At 31.3% G+C, this 18361-nt stretch carries 20 protein-coding genes; 13 read left to right on the top strand and 7 right to left on the bottom strand.

Translation table 11 applies throughout. The features are described 5' to 3' along the window. Positions 1-143: 143 nt before the first annotated feature. The gene (locus B3M86_RS12515) at positions 144-854 is read left to right on the top strand and encodes a hypothetical protein (protein ID WP_286495049.1); all 711 of its coding nucleotides are present in this window, start codon (positions 144-146) and stop codon (positions 852-854) included. A gap of 56 nt (positions 855-910) precedes the next feature. Here the strand turns inward: B3M86_RS12515 and B3M86_RS12510 are convergent, their stop codons facing one another. Both B3M86_RS12510 and B3M86_RS12505 read right to left on the bottom strand, forming a co-directional pair. Then, the gene (locus B3M86_RS12510) at positions 911-1291 is read right to left on the bottom strand and encodes a PUR family DNA/RNA-binding protein (protein ID WP_280052022.1); all 381 of its coding nucleotides are present in this window, start codon (positions 1289-1291) and stop codon (positions 911-913) included. A gap of 117 nt (positions 1292-1408) precedes the next feature. Next, positions 1409-3166, bottom strand: coding sequence for an ABC transporter ATP-binding protein (locus B3M86_RS12505; protein WP_286495050.1), 1758 nt, complete (start codon positions 3164-3166; stop codon positions 1409-1411). Between B3M86_RS12505 and nusB the strand changes: the two genes are divergently transcribed. From nusB to B3M86_RS12475, 6 genes are all read left to right on the top strand, one after another. Then, on the top strand, positions 3157-4179 hold the full coding sequence (gene nusB / locus B3M86_RS12500) for a transcription antitermination factor NusB (protein WP_260509518.1): 1023 nt from the start codon (positions 3157-3159) through the stop codon (positions 4177-4179). The genes B3M86_RS12505 and nusB overlap by 10 nt on opposite strands. A gap of 44 nt (positions 4180-4223) precedes the next feature. Next, positions 4224-4715 (top strand): DUF1573 domain-containing protein, encoded by a 492-nt coding sequence (locus tag B3M86_RS12495; RefSeq protein ID WP_221853954.1) that lies wholly within the window; start codon positions 4224-4226, stop codon positions 4713-4715. A gap of 24 nt (positions 4716-4739) precedes the next feature. Next, positions 4740-5096: a preprotein translocase subunit YajC gene (gene yajC / locus B3M86_RS12490; protein WP_221853955.1), complete on the top strand. Its 357-nt coding sequence runs from the start codon at positions 4740-4742 to the stop codon at positions 5094-5096. A 70-nt stretch (positions 5097-5166) separates the two neighbouring features. Then, positions 5167-5769, top strand: coding sequence for a dephospho-CoA kinase (coaE, locus tag B3M86_RS12485; protein ID WP_221853956.1), 603 nt, complete (start codon positions 5167-5169; stop codon positions 5767-5769). Positions 5770-5841: 72 nt separating this feature from the next. Continuing rightward, a complete protein-coding gene (locus tag B3M86_RS12480; protein WP_221853957.1) occupies positions 5842-7395 on the top strand; it encodes a sensor histidine kinase in 1554 nt (517 codons plus the stop codon). A gap of 4 nt (positions 7396-7399) precedes the next feature. Then, positions 7400-8095 (top strand): response regulator transcription factor, encoded by a 696-nt coding sequence (locus tag B3M86_RS12475; protein WP_221853958.1) that lies wholly within the window; start codon positions 7400-7402, stop codon positions 8093-8095. A gap of 2 nt (positions 8096-8097) precedes the next feature. Here the strand turns inward: B3M86_RS12475 and B3M86_RS12470 are convergent, their stop codons facing one another. From B3M86_RS12470 to B3M86_RS12450, 5 genes are all read right to left on the bottom strand, one after another. After that, positions 8098-8277 (bottom strand): glycosyltransferase family 2 protein, encoded by a 180-nt coding sequence (locus tag B3M86_RS12470; RefSeq protein ID WP_221853959.1) that lies wholly within the window; start codon positions 8275-8277, stop codon positions 8098-8100. Between the two features lie 193 nt (positions 8278-8470). After that, on the bottom strand, positions 8471-9187 hold the full coding sequence (locus B3M86_RS12465) for a hypothetical protein (protein ID WP_221853960.1): 717 nt from the start codon (positions 9185-9187) through the stop codon (positions 8471-8473). 701 nt (positions 9188-9888) lie between these two features. Continuing rightward, entirely contained in the window at positions 9889-10299 is a 411-nt protein-coding gene (locus B3M86_RS12460; RefSeq protein ID WP_221853961.1) for an ABC transporter permease, read from the bottom strand. 262 nt (positions 10300-10561) lie between these two features. Beyond that, on the bottom strand, positions 10562-11608 hold the full coding sequence (gene rfbB / locus B3M86_RS12455) for a dTDP-glucose 4,6-dehydratase (protein WP_221853962.1): 1047 nt from the start codon (positions 11606-11608) through the stop codon (positions 10562-10564). Positions 11609-11629: 21 nt separating this feature from the next. After that, on the bottom strand, positions 11630-12796 hold the full coding sequence (locus tag B3M86_RS12450; RefSeq protein ID WP_221853963.1) for a nucleotide sugar dehydrogenase: 1167 nt from the start codon (positions 12794-12796) through the stop codon (positions 11630-11632). Between the two features lie 247 nt (positions 12797-13043). Between B3M86_RS12450 and panB the strand changes: the two genes are divergently transcribed. The 6 genes from panB to B3M86_RS12420 all read left to right on the top strand — a co-directional run bounded on the left by panB (position 13044) and on the right by B3M86_RS12420 (position 18278). Next, positions 13044-13859: a 3-methyl-2-oxobutanoate hydroxymethyltransferase gene (gene panB / locus B3M86_RS12445; protein ID WP_221853964.1), complete on the top strand. Its 816-nt coding sequence runs from the start codon at positions 13044-13046 to the stop codon at positions 13857-13859. Between the two features lie 98 nt (positions 13860-13957). After that, positions 13958-14641: an RluA family pseudouridine synthase gene (locus B3M86_RS12440; protein ID WP_221853965.1), complete on the top strand. Its 684-nt coding sequence runs from the start codon at positions 13958-13960 to the stop codon at positions 14639-14641. A gap of 24 nt (positions 14642-14665) precedes the next feature. Continuing rightward, positions 14666-15526 carry a lysophospholipid acyltransferase family protein gene (locus B3M86_RS12435; protein WP_221853966.1) on the top strand — a complete coding sequence of 287 codons (861 nt, stop codon included), beginning with the start codon at positions 14666-14668 and terminating at the stop codon, positions 15524-15526. Between the two features lie 13 nt (positions 15527-15539). Further along, on the top strand, positions 15540-16532 hold the full coding sequence (locus B3M86_RS12430) for a glycosyltransferase family 2 protein (RefSeq protein WP_221853967.1): 993 nt from the start codon (positions 15540-15542) through the stop codon (positions 16530-16532). Positions 16533-16638: 106 nt separating this feature from the next. Beyond that, the gene (locus B3M86_RS12425) at positions 16639-17427 is read left to right on the top strand and encodes a GLPGLI family protein (RefSeq protein ID WP_221853968.1); all 789 of its coding nucleotides are present in this window, start codon (positions 16639-16641) and stop codon (positions 17425-17427) included. 65 nt (positions 17428-17492) lie between these two features. Continuing rightward, positions 17493-18278 (top strand): GLPGLI family protein, encoded by a 786-nt coding sequence (locus B3M86_RS12420; protein WP_221853969.1) that lies wholly within the window; start codon positions 17493-17495, stop codon positions 18276-18278. Positions 18279-18361: the final 83 nt, after the last annotated feature.

Raw genomic sequence — 18361 nt, 5'->3', positions numbered from 1 at the left:
AAGATTTTCAAATCTAAAGGAACCTGTTTCAGAATCTCACGAGATGCGAACCTGAAATAAATTCTACTTGACATTTTGTAATTAAATGATTTTACTAAATAAAGCTGATAAATTAAAATATTGTAATTTTAGAAAAAATAAATATGGACAATAGGTCTATTATAAGTAAATATAAAGATTTACATAATGAAGTTTTAAGTGATTTTTCAATTAAATGGAATCCTGAAAAATCTAAAAATTTTAAATCAGATGTTATTAAATTCTTTTACTTTGAAAAAGAATTTGATTGGAATATATTATTAAATGCTCTATACGTAATTGATGACACAGAATACGCCAAGAAAAATTACTTAAAATTTAAATTATCTGGACCTACTAAAATACTAGATATAGGAGAACAATACCTGAGGCTTTACGGAATTTTAAATGCTGTTTATCAACAACAATTAGCAATAATTAACTTAATTGAGATTCATAAAATTCCACACAAATCCAAAATAGTTAATGATTTAAAAAAGTATAAAATAATTGAATTAAGAAATAAAATTGGTGCTCACTCTACGAATTACATAAGCAATGACTCTAAAGATTTTGATGTTTACGAAATTTCACGGGTTGATTTAGAAAATGATAAAATTCTATTAATAAAAAATCAAGATATTGATGAATCTTATGATCTTGAATCTCTATTATGTGAGTTTGATTATGAGATTCAAAGAATATATTCAATAATATTAAACAAATTTCTCAAGAAAAAGAATATAACTAAATATCTAACTATTTTGGATAATATAGATTTTGAAAAAGATGGAGGATTGTTGATAGGAGACATAAAAATATTCAAGCATAAATAAAAACCTCCGCTCAAATTATTGAGTGGAGGTTTCTTTTTACGCATATTTAGTAAAGTCTATATATCGTCAAAATCGATATTGGTAAAAGATTCAACTTGCGTTTCGTCTTTACCCACAACTTTAATTTTTGGATCAAAATCTTTCTGATGTCTTTCCGAAATTACCTCTTGTCCTTTTTGAGCAAAAACAAAATCGGTCGTTTCGTCTAACATATCTTTGAAACTTTCAAAATCTTCTTTGTACAAGTAGATTTTATGTTTTTTGTAATACACATTTCCATCTTCCTGCGTATTTTTTTTACTTTCAGTAATCGTCAAGTAATAATCCCCTGCTCTTGTTTCGCGGACATCGAAAAAATAAGTTCTTCTTCCAGCCCTTAATACCTTTGAAAAGACTCCTTCTGCATCCACCTTTTCTTGGTTTTCAAAATCATTCATAAGTCTAAATAGAGTTTAATTGTTAAATGTTTCCTAACAAATCTAAAAAAAATTAAGAAAATAACAACGTTTTAAACAATTATTTTCTATTATTTTATTAAATCTATATAAATAAACTTAATCTAGCAGTTGTTTATTGTACAATTCATAATAATAACCATGCTTATTTAATAATTCGCTGTTCGAACCATTTTCTAAAACATGACCATCTTCTAAAACCAAAATCTGATCAGCGCGCTTTGCAGAAGACACACGATGCGTAATAATGATGGTTGTTTTACCATTAATCTCAGAAGATAAATTATTCAAGATTTGTTCTTCGGTTTCGGTATCTACAGCAGACAAACTATCATCAAAGATTAATATTTTCGGATCATTTACCAATGCACGAGCTATAGAAACACGTTGTTTTTGACCTCCAGAAAGCGTAACGCCGCGTTCACCAACAACTGTTTCGTAACGTTCTTTAAATCGATCAATATTATCATGAACAACAGCTTTCTTCGCAAAAATTTCAGCCGTTTGCTCATCTGTATCGTCAGAACCAAACAAAATATTATTGGTTAGCGAATCCGAGAAAAGGAAAGCTTCTTGCGGAACATAACCAATTTCTTCTCGAATAGATTCTACATTAATATCATGAATATTTTTACCATCAATCAAAATTTCACCAGAAGTCGGTTCCAGCGAACGCGCAACTAACAAAGCAATTGTCGATTTTCCTGAACCTGTTTTTCCAAGAATCGCTAAAGTTTCACCTTTATTAATTTTGAACGAAACATTATCCAACGCCTTAATTCCTGTGTTTTCGTAGATATACGTCACATTTTTAAATTCGATTGTTCCTTCTACTTCATGATTGACTAATTGTTTTTCTTTCACATCAGTTTCAGCATTCAAAAATTCGTTGATACGAAACATTGATGCTTCCGCACGCTGCACAACCATTGTAATCCAACCCAACGAAGTAAATGGCCAAATTAACATATTTAGGTAAAGGAAAAATTGTGCAATAGAACCAATATCCATTGTTCCTTCTATATATTTTACTCCTCCCAAATACAAAATCACCAAATTACTCACACCAACTACAACAACCATCAATGGTCCAAAAGCTGCCTGAATTTGAGCTAAATTAAGCGCACGTTTCTGATATTCGTCTGCTTCTACTTCGTATTTAGATTTAATAAATTCTTCCGAATTGAATGATTTTATCACACGAATTCCAGCAAAAGTATCTTGTACAGATGACGAAATCGTAGATTGTTGTTCTTGTACGCGCTTACTTTTCTTGTTAATATTTCGTGCAACATTATAAATTAACAATGATAAAATCGGTAATGGAGCTAATGTATAAAGCGTTAATTGTTGATCAATTTGCAACATAAAATACGCAATGATCACAACTCGCGATACCAAATCAATTGGATACATAATTCCAGGTCCAAGATACATACGCACCAATCCGACATCTTCGGTAATACGATTCATCAAATCGCCCGTTTTGTGTTTTTTGTAAAAGGACAACGATAATTTTTGATACTTATCGTAAATCACATTTTTCAAATCGAACTCAATATAACGCGACGCCACAATAATCATTTGTCGTGTACCAACCGTCAAAACTCCTCCCAAAACTTTAAAAAAGAAAAAAGCCAAACTGGCATACATCAAACCATCTTTCAAAAGATCGAGGTTATCTGTTCCTTCTTTCTTAAAATTTCGTAGCAATTCTTCAACTGTATTAATCGCTTCTCTAATATATGTAACGGAATAAACCTGCACCCAATTGGCACAAATCGTAAAAATGAAGCCCAAAAATATTCTCCATTTATACTTCCATAAAAATTTATTTAACTTTTGTAATGATTTCACAAAACAAAATTACATTCTTTTTTTTACCTTTGCATCAATTTATTAGACGTTATATCATTGAAATTATGTTGGGAAGAAGACAACTACGCGAAAAAGTAATGCAGAATATCTATGCTTACAATAGTTTAGGAACTGAAGGCGAAGAAAGAGCGGTCGAGAAAAATATGATGAAAAGTATCGATCAAATCTATGATTTGTACATTTATCTCCTAAATTTGATTAAAGTTCAAAAGGACATTGCAGAGCATAAAATTGAACTTGCAAAATCAAAAAACTTTCCAACCCAAGAAGATTTAAATCCAAATTTAAAATTTGTTCAGAATAAAATATTCAAAATTATTGAACAAAATCTTGAATTATCTCGTTATTCAAATGACAACAAATTTTTACTTTGGGATATTTATGATTCTTATCCAAACAATATCTTTAAAAATTTGACAGAAAGCGAATTGTACAAAACGTACATGAGCAGCGACAAACATTCTTTTGAAGAAGACAAAGAATTTATCTTGAACTTTTTCGTAGAATTTATTGCTGAATATGAAGATTTGCACGATTACTTAGAAGGAATTCAAATCACGTGGGCAGACGATGTACATATTGCAAATGCGATGGTACACACAACGATAAAATCGTTCCGTCAAAACAGTTCTCCGTTGATTTCTTTGTTCAAAGTTTACAAAGATTTAGATGACAAAAAATTTACTGAAGAATTATTCCGTAAAACTATTCGTCACCAAGTAGAAACAAGAAAAATCATTGACGAAAAAGCTCAAAACTGGGAATTAGATCGTATTGCGACAATCGATTTGATTATTTTAGAAATGGCTTTGACAGAATTTTTATATTTCTCAAATATTCCTGCAAAAGTTACAATCAACGAATATGTGGAATTAGCGAAGAGTTATTCGACAGAAAAATCGCGTGTTTTTGTTAACGGAATCTTAGATAAAACATTAAAAGAGTTAAAAGACAATAATAATTTACCAAAATACGGTAGAGGTTTATTATAATCACTATTTTTTCTTAATTTTGACTAAGACAAATAATTATAAAAATGAAAAGTAAATTATTTATTTTAGGTGCATTTGCATTATCATTCGCAATCAGCTCTTGTGGAGAGAAAAAAGCTAGCGACAATTTTACAGCAGAAGAAACAGCTCAACAAGCTGAAAATGTTGTAGATCCAGCTACAGCTCCAGTTTTAACATTAGCAGAAGCAAATCACGATTTTGGAGATGTAAAAGCTAACAATAAAGTAGAAACATATATCAAGTTCAAAAACGATGGTAAATCTCCATTAGTTATTCGCGATGCGTCTGCAACTTGTGGTTGTACCGTTCCTGAATTCCCTTCTACTCCAATTGCGGTAGGAGCTACAGATTCTATCAAAGTTGTTTACACAGCTGGAAACATGAACGGAAAACAACAAAAAACAGTAACTTTAGTAACAAACACAGTAAACGGTCACGAGAAATTTGATATTTCTGCAAACGTTGTTGGAGCTACTGCAAATGATCAAAATGCGCAACAAGCATTTGGACAATAAGTATTAAATCGATAAAATATAAAAATGATTCAAACAATCTTTTTACAAGCTGGTGCACAAGGCGGAGGAATGTCTATGCTTTTGATGTTCGGAGGAATGTTCGTAATTATGTACTTTTTCATGATTCGTCCTCAACAAAAGAAAGCGAAACAAGAAAAACAATTTCAAACGGATATCAAACGTGGTGATCAAGTTGTAACAACTTCTGGAATTCACGGGAAAATCAACGAAATTTATGACGACGCTGTTATCATCGAAACTGGAGCTGGAAAAATTAAATTTGAAAAGGCTGCAATTTCTCGTGAATTAACTGCTGCACGTTATTCAAAAACGACTGACAAAGCTGAAAAATCAGACAAAGTAGTAGAAGAAAAAAACTAAGTTTAAGGTTAACATATATTTAACTGATTGCCGAAGGAATTATTCTTCGGCATTTTTTTAACTTCAAACCATGAAAAACAACCAACCTTTTGTAGCAGGTATTACTGGCGGAATAGGATCTGGCAAAAGTACAGCAGCAAAATTCTTCGAAGAATTAGGTATTCCGGTATATAATTCTGACACAAGAGCGAAAACGATTCAGAATGAAAACTCTGAAGTAAAAGTTAAAATTATTGCAGCTTTTGGTGAAGAAGCGTACAATGAAAATGGTTTGAATAAACCATTTATATCAAAACAAGTTTTTCAGAATAATGAAAAATTGAAGCTATTAAATTCAATTGTTCATCCAGCAGTTTTCCAAGATTTTGAAGATTGGAAAAAAGCTCAAAAATCGGACATTGTAATGAAAGAAGCTGCCATTTTAATAGAAAGTGGTAGTTACAAAGATTGCGATGTTGTGATAAGTGTAGTGGTCGATATAGAAACGCGAATTGCACGAACTATAGAAAGAGATGGTTTATCACGAGAAGAAATTCTTGCGAGAATAAACAATCAGATTTCGGACGAAGAACGAATCGCTAAATCAGATTTTATTATTGATAATAATGGCGATTTAGCTCACTTGAAAAATGAAGTGGAACAAACGTTTATCAAAATCAAAAAAATGATTTAATCGTCCAAATTTTAACAAAAAGATAGAAATTAGAAAAGATTAAACTATTTTTAATCATTCAATAAAAAATAAATGAAAAAAGGATTTTATAAAATCTTAATCGTTATCATGAGTGTTGCGCTTATAGGATTGATAATTATTCAATTCTATTGGCTAAACTTAACAATTCAGAATGGTACAGACAGTTTTAACAACAATGTGTACCAAGCGATGAATTATACAACAGAGAAAATAAACAAAAACGAATTAGAGCGTTATTATAAGAAATTCAATAATATACAATCTGATTTAAAATCAAATAAAGATAAACCGCAAGTTGTAACCAATCAAGTCATAAAAGATTCGCTTGGTGTAACGTACGCTTATGTAACGCGCTATGTAGTCGAAAAATCGATGTTGCCATCATCTGGAAAATACAATGACAGCTTAACGAAAGCGAATATTTATTCGCAAGAACGCGTTTTCAAAATAGACAAAGATTCTTCTGCAAGAGGAATTCCGAATCTTAATCTGAATTTTGAACACGCTTTACAAGACGGAACATTTACATTGGAAAGTGCTGCACGTTGGGACGCTGGTTCTACGCCAATCGACAAACGTGTGAATTATGCGATGCTAGATTCTATTTTGAAAAACGAATTACGCAACAGAGGAATTCACCAAGCAATGCCAATTTTGGCAGTTTTGAAAAAAGATTCGACAGAAACAAATGTCAAATCAAAAGATTTCGATCGCAATAAAATTGAGTTTATGGTTCCGCTATTTTTGGATAGAAAGGATCATATCGAATATTATTTGGCAGCAAATTTTGTTAACCGAAATTTAGCCATTATTGCACCAACCGTTCCAGTTATTTCGTTGACATTTATCTTAACCATGATTATTATTACGGTTTTCTCCTTGTCAATTTATTATATGCAATTGCAACGCAAGAGTTCGGAAATCAAAACAGATTTCATCAATAATATGACGCACGAATTCAAAACGCCTATTGCAACCATTAATATTGCGTCTGATGCATTGCGTAATGAAAAGATATTTACTGATCCTGAAAAGGTGAAATATTATGCAGATTTGATCAAACAAGAAAACAAACGTATGAATGCTCACGTTGAGATGGTCTTACGAATGTCGAAGCTTGATCGCAATCAAATGGACATGAATTTTCAGGAAGTAAATTTGAATGGTATTGTACAAAAAAGTGTTGAGCCGATAAGATTTATTGTAGAAGAAAGAAATGGTACAATATTTGAGGAATACAACGCAGAACAATCATTTGTAAAAGGAGATCCCTTCCATTTAGAGAATATCGTTATTAATGTATTGGATAATGCTCGAAAATACTCTCCAAACACACCAGAGATTAGAGTAAAAACATACAACAAAGACAACAATTTTTTAATTGAAATTTCTGATAAAGGAATGGGAATGTCGCAAAACGTTCTGAAAAAAATATTTGAACAATTTTATAGAGAAGAAACGGGAAATATACACAATGTAAAAGGTCATGGACTTGGGTTGGCTTATGTCAAAAAAATCGTTCAGCTTCACGGCGGACAGGTTTGGGCAGAAAGTTCAGCAGGAAAAGGAAGTACTTTTTTCATTAAAATCCCTCTAAAATCATAGATCAATGAGTGATAAACAACGATTACTTTTAGTAGAAGATGATCCAAGCTTCGGAAGTGTATTAAAGGATTATTTGGTTATAAACGATTTTGACGTAACGCACGCAATCGATGGTGAGGACGGTCTTACCAAATTTAAAGAAAGTGATTATGATCTATGCATCCTTGATGTAATGATGCCTAAAAAAGATGGTTTTACATTAGGAAAAGAGATCAAAGAACTAAAAAGTGAACAACCAATTATATTTTTAACAGCGAAAAACATGCGCGAGGATGTTTTGAATGGTTACAAAATTGGAGCAGACGATTATGTCTTAAAACCATTTGATTCAGAAGTTTTATTGTACAAAATAAAAGCTGTTTTACAACGTAATTCTGGCGAAGAAGAAAAATTTGAACAAGAAGATTTCAAAATTGGTAAGTTTACGTTCAATGCAAAATTGAGACAATTAATTTACGATGGTAAATCACAGAAACTTTCGCCAAAAGAAAACGAATTATTACGTTTATTGGCAGTTTACAAAAATGATTTAATGCCTCGTGAGATTGCCTTAACACGTATTTGGCACGATGATAATTACTTTACATCACGTTCTATGGACGTATATATTGCGAAATTACGTAAGTATTTGAAGAAAGATCCAGCAGTAGAAATCGTGAATATTCACGGTGAAGGATTCCGACTTTTAATTCAGGAATAAGATTAATCTTTATAGAAAAAAACCTCAACATAGTTGAGGTTTTTTTGTGGTATTGTACCGTCATTTACAATAATACATTTCCAATTTTGATAGGTTTGATCTAAGACTGATTGTAGACATTCGTCCATATAAATAGACTGATTGTAGCAAGGAACAATAACCGAAATAAGAGGTTGTTGCATGATGTGTATATTAAGTGTTTCTAATTTAGCTGTTTACAATGTTACTTCATTTGTAAGAATATACAAGTTATTATTTGATGGCATTGCTCTTCTATTTTTTAAGCGTATTTATTTATCATTATTTATTTTATACGATAATTAAGATATTCTTAATGAAAAGTAGATTTACTAATTATAGCTTATGCTTTCTTATTTATAGGAATGTGGTGAGTGTATAGTGAAAAGGATGAAAGAGTTTAGCTTGTTCGTTGTCTTGTGTCACAATGGATATGCCGACAAAAGGAAAAATTGTTGATGAGTTTTGTTGTTCTTGTATTTGTGGTGATAATTTAATTTCTGCAAGTGGTGTAGCAAGGTTATCTATTGGAACATAGAAATTTTGAAAATTGATAAGATTTAACTCTAATTCTTCGGTGCAAACCAACCATCCTATACTGATTTCTAAAAAAGCGTTTGGGAATTTGGATTTGTGTTGAAATACTAGGCCTGCTTGTATTTTTAATTCATTTGTTTGGGCATTATATTCCACATAAAACGGGGATAGTTTGCACTTTTTGTTGAGTGAACGATGTTGTAATTTACCATTTTTGTAGGCTTCTACTAGTGCTGTGTACATGGTAGATTGATTGGTTTCTTTTTTTATAGTAGAAAAAAATGAAACCAATTGGTTGTGAAAAGTTCCGTCTTTTTGTTTCCAGTTGAATGGTAGTATGTGTTTCTTGAATGATGCGGAAAACATCGATAATTCTTTGAAACGTCTCTTAACTTCTATTGTATTTGGATGTTGTTGTGCTGAACTATTAACAAATCCGCCTGCATATTTTTTGACAAAAGATTTACCATTACGTTGAAAAAAAATTAAATTTCCTAATTTACCATTTATATTAAATTCATTATCTGTTTTAGCCATAAATTTACTATATTTAACTATTGAAAATCAATTAATTAAATTTAGCGAATTTATTTCTATTTTTCTCCTTTTTAATTATTTTTTACTTCTTCAACTGTATTCCTAAGTTATTTTTATAGTAGTTCTATGCTACCTCTGTGCTACCTTTATGTCGCCTCTAAGCCGACTTAAAGAGGAGGTTTGTTATAGGAATTTGTGATGATACTTCATGTATATTAGCTATAATGATGCTGAATAAATTTGTGGATTGCTTAATTTTGATTTTGATTTGTTTTATACAAACAGATTGTTTAGTGTTTCTTGCTAAATGTAGATTAGTAGAGGTTAGCTATTAGGTTTTGTTGTAAAGTAAAGTTGTTACCGATTAATATGAGCTTTTTCTAATTATAGGTATTTATATCCTTTAAATAGTCCTAATTTATATAGTAATTTTAGTAATCTTGATTTTTTTAGTAACTCTAATTTAGTAGAAATGTTGTCATTTCCATTTTATTAGTTTTAAAGATGTTCTAAAGCCAATATCTTTAATATAATTTATATACGAAATATCAAACGTTGAGTATTTCAAAATAAAAAAAATATGATTTTTAATTCTTTTATGAATTAGTTTCTTTTGTGAATTATTTAGCTTTTTTTTTAAAGTTTCTTTAATTTGCTAACCTCCTTATTATTAATATTTATAAGATTTGAATGATTTTTTGCTAACTGTGAATATATTCGGAAAAAGTATAAACGGCAGTAATCTGATTGATATAATAAACTGGGATATTGTTGATAGCAAAGCTAAAAATTAAAAGTACCACCAATAGAAATGGAAAGTAGAGAAAATTAATATCTAAATTAACACCGAAATAAATTAAAAAGACGACTAACAAAATAAGTTTCAATCCTAGATTGAAACTTATTTTATACATACCAGCCATTAGAAGCGCTTCTTTAGGGAAATTAATTTTAGAAATAATTCCCTTTCCTGCGTTTACAGAAACCATAGAGCTTTGAACTGTATCAGCAAATACACTCCATAAAATTGTACCAATCACAACAAACAAAGGATAAGGAATACCAACTCCTTGTACTGAAACAACACCTGATCCATTTAAAAACAGCCACACTAATTAGTTAATAATAACTGGAGCAAATGCCAAAAAATACCCAAATAAGACTGTCTATACTGTGCTTGTATGTCCCTTTTAGCCATCTGAAAAGCTAAAAAGTGAGAATTTGATATATCTTTAAATATATTTTTTAATTCCTTGAGGAAATGTGTTTTTTTTGTCAGAAGAGTAAACTACTGTTTTTAAACTCATAAAAACTTTTTAGGTTAAGGTTTTAAGTTTATAGATTAATTTCTTCATTAACCTATAAAACCCTTTTTTAATTATATTGTTTTTCGTAATAATTTTGATAATCGCCAGATGTTACATTGTCCAGCCATTCTTTGTTTGATAAAAACCAATCAATTGTTAGGCTCAAACCTTGCTCAAACGTCACACTTGGTTTCCAGCCTAATTCTTCGTTGATTTTAGTCGCATCAATTGCATAACGTAAATCATGTCCTGGACGATCTTTCACAAAAGTGATTAATTGTTCTGAAGTTCCCGCTTCTTTACCTAATTTTTCGTCCATTTGTTTACACAATTCTTTTACCAAATCGATATTTTTCCATTCGTTGAAACCTCCTACATTGTAAGAATCTCCATTTTTTCCCTCGTGGAAAACCAAGTCAATCGCTTTTGCATGATCGATTACAAATAACCAATCGCGTGTATATTTTCCATCTCCATAAATAGGTAGCGGATTTCCGTTCAAAATATTATGAATACACAACGGAATTAATTTTTCTGGAAAATGATTTGGCCCATAATTATTCGAACAATTTGTCATCACAATTGGTAAACCATAGGTATCATGATAAGCTCTTACAAAATGATCCGAAGATGCTTTTGATGCCGAATATGGTGAATGCGGATCATACGATGTTTCTTCCGTAAAGAATCCTTCATCACCCAAAGCGCCAAAAACCTCATCTGTAGAAACATGATGAAAACGTTTTCCTTCGAAATTATTGTTCCAAATTGTTTTTGCAGCATTCAATAAGTTTACTGTTCCAATCACATTTGTCATCACAAAGTCTAATGGATTTGTGATCGAACGATCCACGTGAGATTCGGCAGCTAAATGAATAACACCATCTGGCTGATGTCTTTCAAAAACTTCTAATATATGTTTTGCGTCAGTAATATCAGCTTTTACGAATTCATAATTTGATTTACTTTCGATATCTTTCAAATTCTCTAAATTTCCTGCATATGTCAATGCATCAAGGTTGATAATCTTCGTTTCAGGATATTTTAAGACAAATTCTCTTACAACGTGAGAACCGATAAATCCAGCTCCACCTGTAATTAAAATAGTTTTCATAGTATTTTATAGTTGTTATTTTTAATCGTTTCCAAACAAATCGCGCGTATAAACTTTCTCTTTCACGTCAGCTAATTCAGGTGCATTTCGATTCGAGATAATCACATCACATTCTTGTTTAAAAGCTTCAAAATCATTCATCACTTTCGATCCAAAGAAAGAATCTTCTTTCAGAACTGGTTCATAAACCACCACTTCAATTCCTTTTGCTTTGATACGTTTCATTACTCCTTGAATTGCTGATGCTCTAAAATTATCTGAACCTGATTTCATAATTAAGCGGTAAACACCAACTTTTTTAGGATTTTTTGCAATGATAGAATCTGCAATAAAATCTTTTCGCGTTCTGTTTGCATCAACAATTGCTTGAATAATATTATTCGGAACTGCATCATAATTAGCCAATAATTGCTTCGTATCTTTTGGCAAACAATATCCTCCATAACCAAACGATGGATTGTTATAATGCGAACCGATACGAGGATCCAAACCAACTCCTTCGATAATTTGTTTACTATCCAAGTTGAATGTTTGTGCATAACTATCTAACTCATTAAAATAAGCGACACGCAACGCTAAATAGGTATTCGAAAATAATTTGATTGCTTCTGCTTCTGTTGAATGTGTAAACAATGTCGGAATATCTTTCTTAATTGCTCCTTCTTTTAACAAATTAGCAAAAACTTCTGCTCTTTCACTTTGTTCACCGATAATAATTCTTGATGGATACAAATTGTCGTATAAAGCTTTTCCTTCTCGCAAAAATTCGGGAGAAAAAATAATATTTTGATAGTCTAATCGTGATTTTAAATCTTCAACAAAACCAACCGGAACAGTTGATTTTATAATAACTACAGCATTCGGATTATATTGCTTGACATCCTTTATAACCGATTCTACGCTTGATGTATTAAAATAATTTGTTTTTGGATCATAGTCCGTAGGCGTTGCAACAACCACATATTCTGCATTTGCATACGCAGTTTCTTTGTCTAAAGTCGCAAGAAAATTAAGCTCCTTATTCTGCAAAAAATCTATAATTTCTTTATCTTCAATTGGAGATTTTTTTGCATTGAGCATTGCAATCTTTTCTGGAACAACATCTAACGCCACTACCTCATTACGCTGAGCTAATAAAATTGCGTTAGACAGACCAACGTAGCCTGTCCCCACTATTGCTATTTTCATTTATGGTTATTTAAAATTAGTTTAAGAGAACAAATTTAGTGAAATTCTCTCAATTCGAACACCAATTTACTAAAAATGAGCAAATAGACAAGTATATTTACTTTTACAAAATTGTGAAAATTGTTATTTCATTTTTAACTAACCGTTTATCTTATTCCTCATCTGTCAAACTGGAAAAAATATCAGTCAAAATTAGTTCTGTCTTAATATTCAAATTAACTTTACAAAAGTTAAAAATATAAACGTAATGTCTGTAAATAAAGAAATCAAACGTATCACTACCGAAACTGTGCGTAACATGAAATTTACCGGAGAAAAAATTTCGATGTTAACGGCTTACGATTTTACAATCGCTTCGCTTGTAGATGCGGCTGGAACTGAAGTTATTTTAGTTGGTGATTCTGCAGCGAATGTAATGGCTGGTCACGAAACTACTTTACCAATTACTTTGGATCAAATGATTTACCATGCTCAATGTGTCGTTCGAGGAGCTAAACGTGCTTTGGTTGTGGTTGATTTACCTTTCGGAACTTATCAATCTGATCCACAAAAAGCCTTAGAGTCTTCTGTTCGAATCATGAAAGAATCTGGTGCACATGCGATCAAATTAGAAGGTGGAAAAGAAATTGAAGAATCTATTCGTCGTATCGTAAATGCTGGTATTCCTGTTATGGGACACTTAGGTCTTACACCACAATCTATTTACCAATTTGGTTCATATAAAGTACGTGCAAAAGAAGATGCGGAAGCAGAAAAATTAATTAGCGATGCTAAATTATTAGAGGAATTAGGATGTTTTTCATTAGTAATGGAAAAAATTCCAGCTGATTTAGCTGCTAAAGTAACAGCCTCTGTTAATATCCCTACAATTGGAATTGGTGCAGGTGCAGGTTGCGACGGTCAAGTTTTAGTTGTACATGATATGTTGGGATTAAACAACGAATTCAAACCAAAATTTGTTCGTAAATATTTAAACTTAGAAGATCAAATTCACCAAGCAATTGGACAATATGTTCTGGATGTAAAATCGGGCGACTTTCCAAATGTGAATGAACAATATTAAATAAGTCATGAGTAATAAGTTTTGAGTAGTGAGTTTTTCAATAACAACTTGAGGAAATTCTAACTCAAAACTTTTATCTCACCACTCAAAACTCACTCATGAATCCAAAAATTTTATTCGAAGATAATCATTTGTTAATCATCAACAAAAAAGCAGGTGAATTAGCACAAGGAGACGAAACAGGCGATATTCCGCTTATCGATAGTCTGAAGAACTATATAAAAGAACGCGATAACAAACCTGGAAATGTTTTCTTAGGGTTGGTGCACCGTTTGGATCGTCCAACTTCTGGTGTGTTGATTTTTGCTAAAACTTCGAAAGCGTTAACACGAATGAACGAAATGTTTCAGAAACGAAATATTGACAAAGTTTACCGTGCAATTGTTCAAAGTAAACCGTCAAAAGACTTCGAAAGATTAGAACATTATCTAAAGAAAAATCCAAAAAATAATAAAACAACTGTTTATTCTAAACCAACGCCTGATGCTAAAAAAGCAATTTTAGAATACACCTATTTAGGTGCTTTGGATACTTTTCATTGTGTCGAAGTGAAGTTATTTACAGGTCGTTCACATCAAATTCGCGCGCAACTTTCTTCAGTTGGTTGTCCTATCAAAGGCGATTTGAAATACGGCGCTAAACGTTCTAATCCTGATGGAAGCATTTGTTTACATGCGCATCGCATCACGTTTGAGCATCCTGTCAAAAAAGAAGAATTGACAATTGTAGCTCCTGTTCCGAAAGATGCAATTTGGCAAGCAACGAACAAATTTAATTCGTAAATTTGTCGCTTATTTGTTTGTTAAATGAACAGCATTTTTTATTTCATAATTTTTCAAATTTCACGTTTACCACTTTCGGTTTTATACAGATTTTCGGACTTTCTGTTCTTTCTGTTGTACACGGTTATTGGTTATAGAAGACGTGTCATTAGAACAAATTTAGAAAACTCTTTTCCTGAAAAATCTCACGAAGAAATCAAAGCAATTCATAAAAAATTCTATGCAAATTTTTGTGATTATTTGGTCGAAACTTTAAAAAGTTTTTCTATTTCTCAAGAAGAATTGGACAAACGATTTACATATTCTAATCTCGACGTTTTTAATGAAATAAAAACTGAAAAACGAGATGTCATGTTGATGTGTGGGCATATTTTTAACTGGGAATGGTTTATTGGAACGGTGAAACATTTACCAACAAAAGAAAGTGCAGCTGTTTATCATAAAATTCGAAATCCATTTTGGAACGATAAAATCAACGCTATGCGTGGGCGTTTCGGAACAAAAGCATTGGACATGAAAGATGTGTTGCGTTTTATGATGAAAGCTCCAAATGATGGAGAATTAGCCTATTTATTTGTCGCAGATCAAAGTCCAAAACAATCGGCTGTTCATTATTTTATTGATTTTCTCAATCAGAGAACTCCCGTATTTAATGGTTTTGATAAAATTGCACGCCGCAAAGATATGGCTGTTGTCTTTTGTCAAACCGAAAAAATAAAACGCGGTCATTATCACACAACTTTTATTCGACTACAACCTCAACGAGATAAATTTGAAGAAAATGAAATTGTTCATCAATTTTTTCATCATTTAGAACAAACTATTCAACAACATCCAGATAATTGGCTTTGGAGCCACAAACGTTGGAAATATGCCGATTTGTAATTTTTAAATATTCATGAAAACAGCAATTGCAATCCTAAATTGGAATGGCGAAAAATTATTGCCTCAATTTTTACCTTCGGTTATTAACAATTCTAAAAACGCAACAATTTATGTAATTGATAATGCGTCGACTGACAACTCTATCGAATTGTTGACAACTCAATTTCCTTCTGTCAAAATCATTCAGAACAAAGGAAATTATGGTTTTGCACAAGGCTATAACGAAGGTTTAAAAGAAATTGATGCAGAATATTTCTGTTTATTAAATTCGGATGTCGAAGTAACTGAAAATTGGATAGAACCAATTGAAAAATTGTTTGACAACAATCCTGATATCGCCGCAATTCAACCCAAAATATTAGACTACAAAAACAAAGAATATTTTGAATATGCGGGTGCTGGAGGAGGTTTCATTGATAAATTTGGTTATCCATTTTGTCGCGGACGTGTTTTTTCAACTTTAGAAAAAGACAATGGGCAATACAACGATACCGCACAAATTTTTTGGGCAACCGGTGCAAGTTTATTCATCCGAAAAAAAGATTTCTTTGATCAAAATGGTTTTGATGAAGAATTCTTTGCACATATGGAAGAAATCGATTTGTGTTGGCGGTTAAACAATGCTGGGCGAAAAATTTATTATTGTGGAGAATCAACTGTTTATCATTTGGGCGGTGCAACTTTGGATAAATCCAATCCAAAAAAATGGTATTTAAATTACCGAAATAGTTTGTGGATGATGCTTAAAAATCTACCTGCAAACAAACTTTTTCCGATGCTTTTCACACGTCTTTCAATGGATGGAATTGCTGCTGTTGCCTTTTTACCCAAACAAGGACTTCCACATGTTTGGGCTGTTTTCTTATCACATATGCATTTTTATTTTGGTTTTATAAAAATGTATAAAAAGCGTCAACAAAATCAAATAAAAAATTATTCAGATAAAGAGTTATTGCCATTTCAATATTTCGTGCAAAAACGTCAGTACTTTAAGGATTTAAAATAATCTATCTTCAAATATTAAATCATTTCTTAAAATTTCTATAATTTTTTAAGTCTATTATTGTAGAAATAAAATCTTTTACTATCATTGTAGAACAAATCAAACTACAATGAAAAAAATATTGACAATCTTTACATTATGTTCTTTTCTAACAACTTCTTTTGCACAAAAACTTGAAGTGAATTATCAAGAAACTACTGATATTAATGTAGATGAGTTAAAGAAAAACATGAAAGTTGAAACTTCTGGTTCAGTTAATTTACCAAAAGATTTTTACGATAATATGTTTAAAAGTATGTCTGAACCAAAAGATTATACGTTGACTATTTATGACAATACATCAACTTATAAAAAGGTCGAAAAATTAAGTAATGGACAAGGAGGTGGAGGTTTTTCTATATCTGTTAGTTTTTCTGGTGGAGGAAACGGAATTTTGAAAGACTTGTCAACAAAAGAATATTCAAAAAGTGTCAACTTAATGGATAAGTCATATTTAATAAAAGATAAACTAACCGAATACAAATGGCAATTGACACGTGAAACAAAAAAAATAATTGGTTTTGATGTCAAAAAAGCAACAGCTGTAATTGATAGTACAAAATCTGTTGTTGCTTGGTATACTCCGAGTATCGCTGTCAAAGACGGACCTTCTATGTACAATGGTTTACCTGGATTGATTTTAGAAATGGAAATTATCAACACTTCAAAATCTGATAAAAAATCTTTTGGAAATGTAACTATAAAAGCTACAGAAGTTAAAGAAGTTCCAGATATGAAACCGATAGAAAAGCCAAAAGAAAAAAATGTAATTACAGAGAAAGAATTCAAAGAATTATCTGATAAGCAAATGGAACGATTCAAATCGATGCGCTCAGAAACTATTGATAAAAAAGATTAATTTTTTTAATTACTCATTAAACATTTTATACTATTTCTTGTCTAAGAGCTATAATCACATTTAAAATGAAAAAAATAATTTCAGTTTTTATTTTTCTATTTAGTTTTTCTGCCTTTGCGCAACAAGAAAAAGTAGAAATTTCGTACACAACGCGTATTATTTTGCCAGACGATTTTACGTTTCAACCTCCGGGAGGTGGCAATGGACGTACGATGCCAAAAGAAATGCAAGAGCAATTCAAGAAAAATATTCAGGAGCCGCAAGAAGCTAAGTTGACTATTTTGGGAGATGAATCTTTGTATAAAATGGTTGAAAAAATATCAAACGATCAAAGTCAAGGAATAAGGGGTCCACGTGGAGGCGGAATGCGAATGATGTCGATGAATGGAGATAATATTTATAAAAATAGTACAAATCATTTGCTTTTAAAAGAGCAAAACATGATGGGGAAAAGTTATGTTGTGAAAGATTCTTTGCAAAATTTTGATTGGAAATTAACGCGTGAAACGAAAACAATTTTAGGAAACGAAGCCAAAAAAGCAACTGCTATTATTGATAGCGTTCAGACAACAGTTTGGTACATTCCAACTTTGAAATATAAAACTGGTCCAGAAAATTATTGGGGATTACCAGGTTTAATCGCAGAAGTACAAACAGAGATTAACAGAGGAATGTTTAAAGGTTCTAAAATTATTTCTTTGACAGATATCAAAACATCAACAAATACAAAACCAATCGAAAAACCAAAAGATAAAGGTGCTATTTCTCAAACAGAATTTGATAAATTGATGCAAGAACAACGCTCACGTTTCGAAGAAATGAGAAATTCTGGCGTAAATAAACGAGATTAAGGTTTCTTAAAATTCGATTAATTTTCATAAAAATTGGTTCAATTTCATATTATAAAACTTATATTTAATTCTAAATTAATCTT

It is taken from the genome of Empedobacter sp. UBA6305 (assembly GCF_002440405.1).
GTDB classification, from domain to species: domain Bacteria; phylum Bacteroidota; class Bacteroidia; order Flavobacteriales; family Weeksellaceae; genus Empedobacter; species Empedobacter falsenii_B.
The sequence above is the reverse complement of the archived record's forward strand: the minus strand, read 5'-3'. Positions and strand labels throughout refer to the sequence as shown.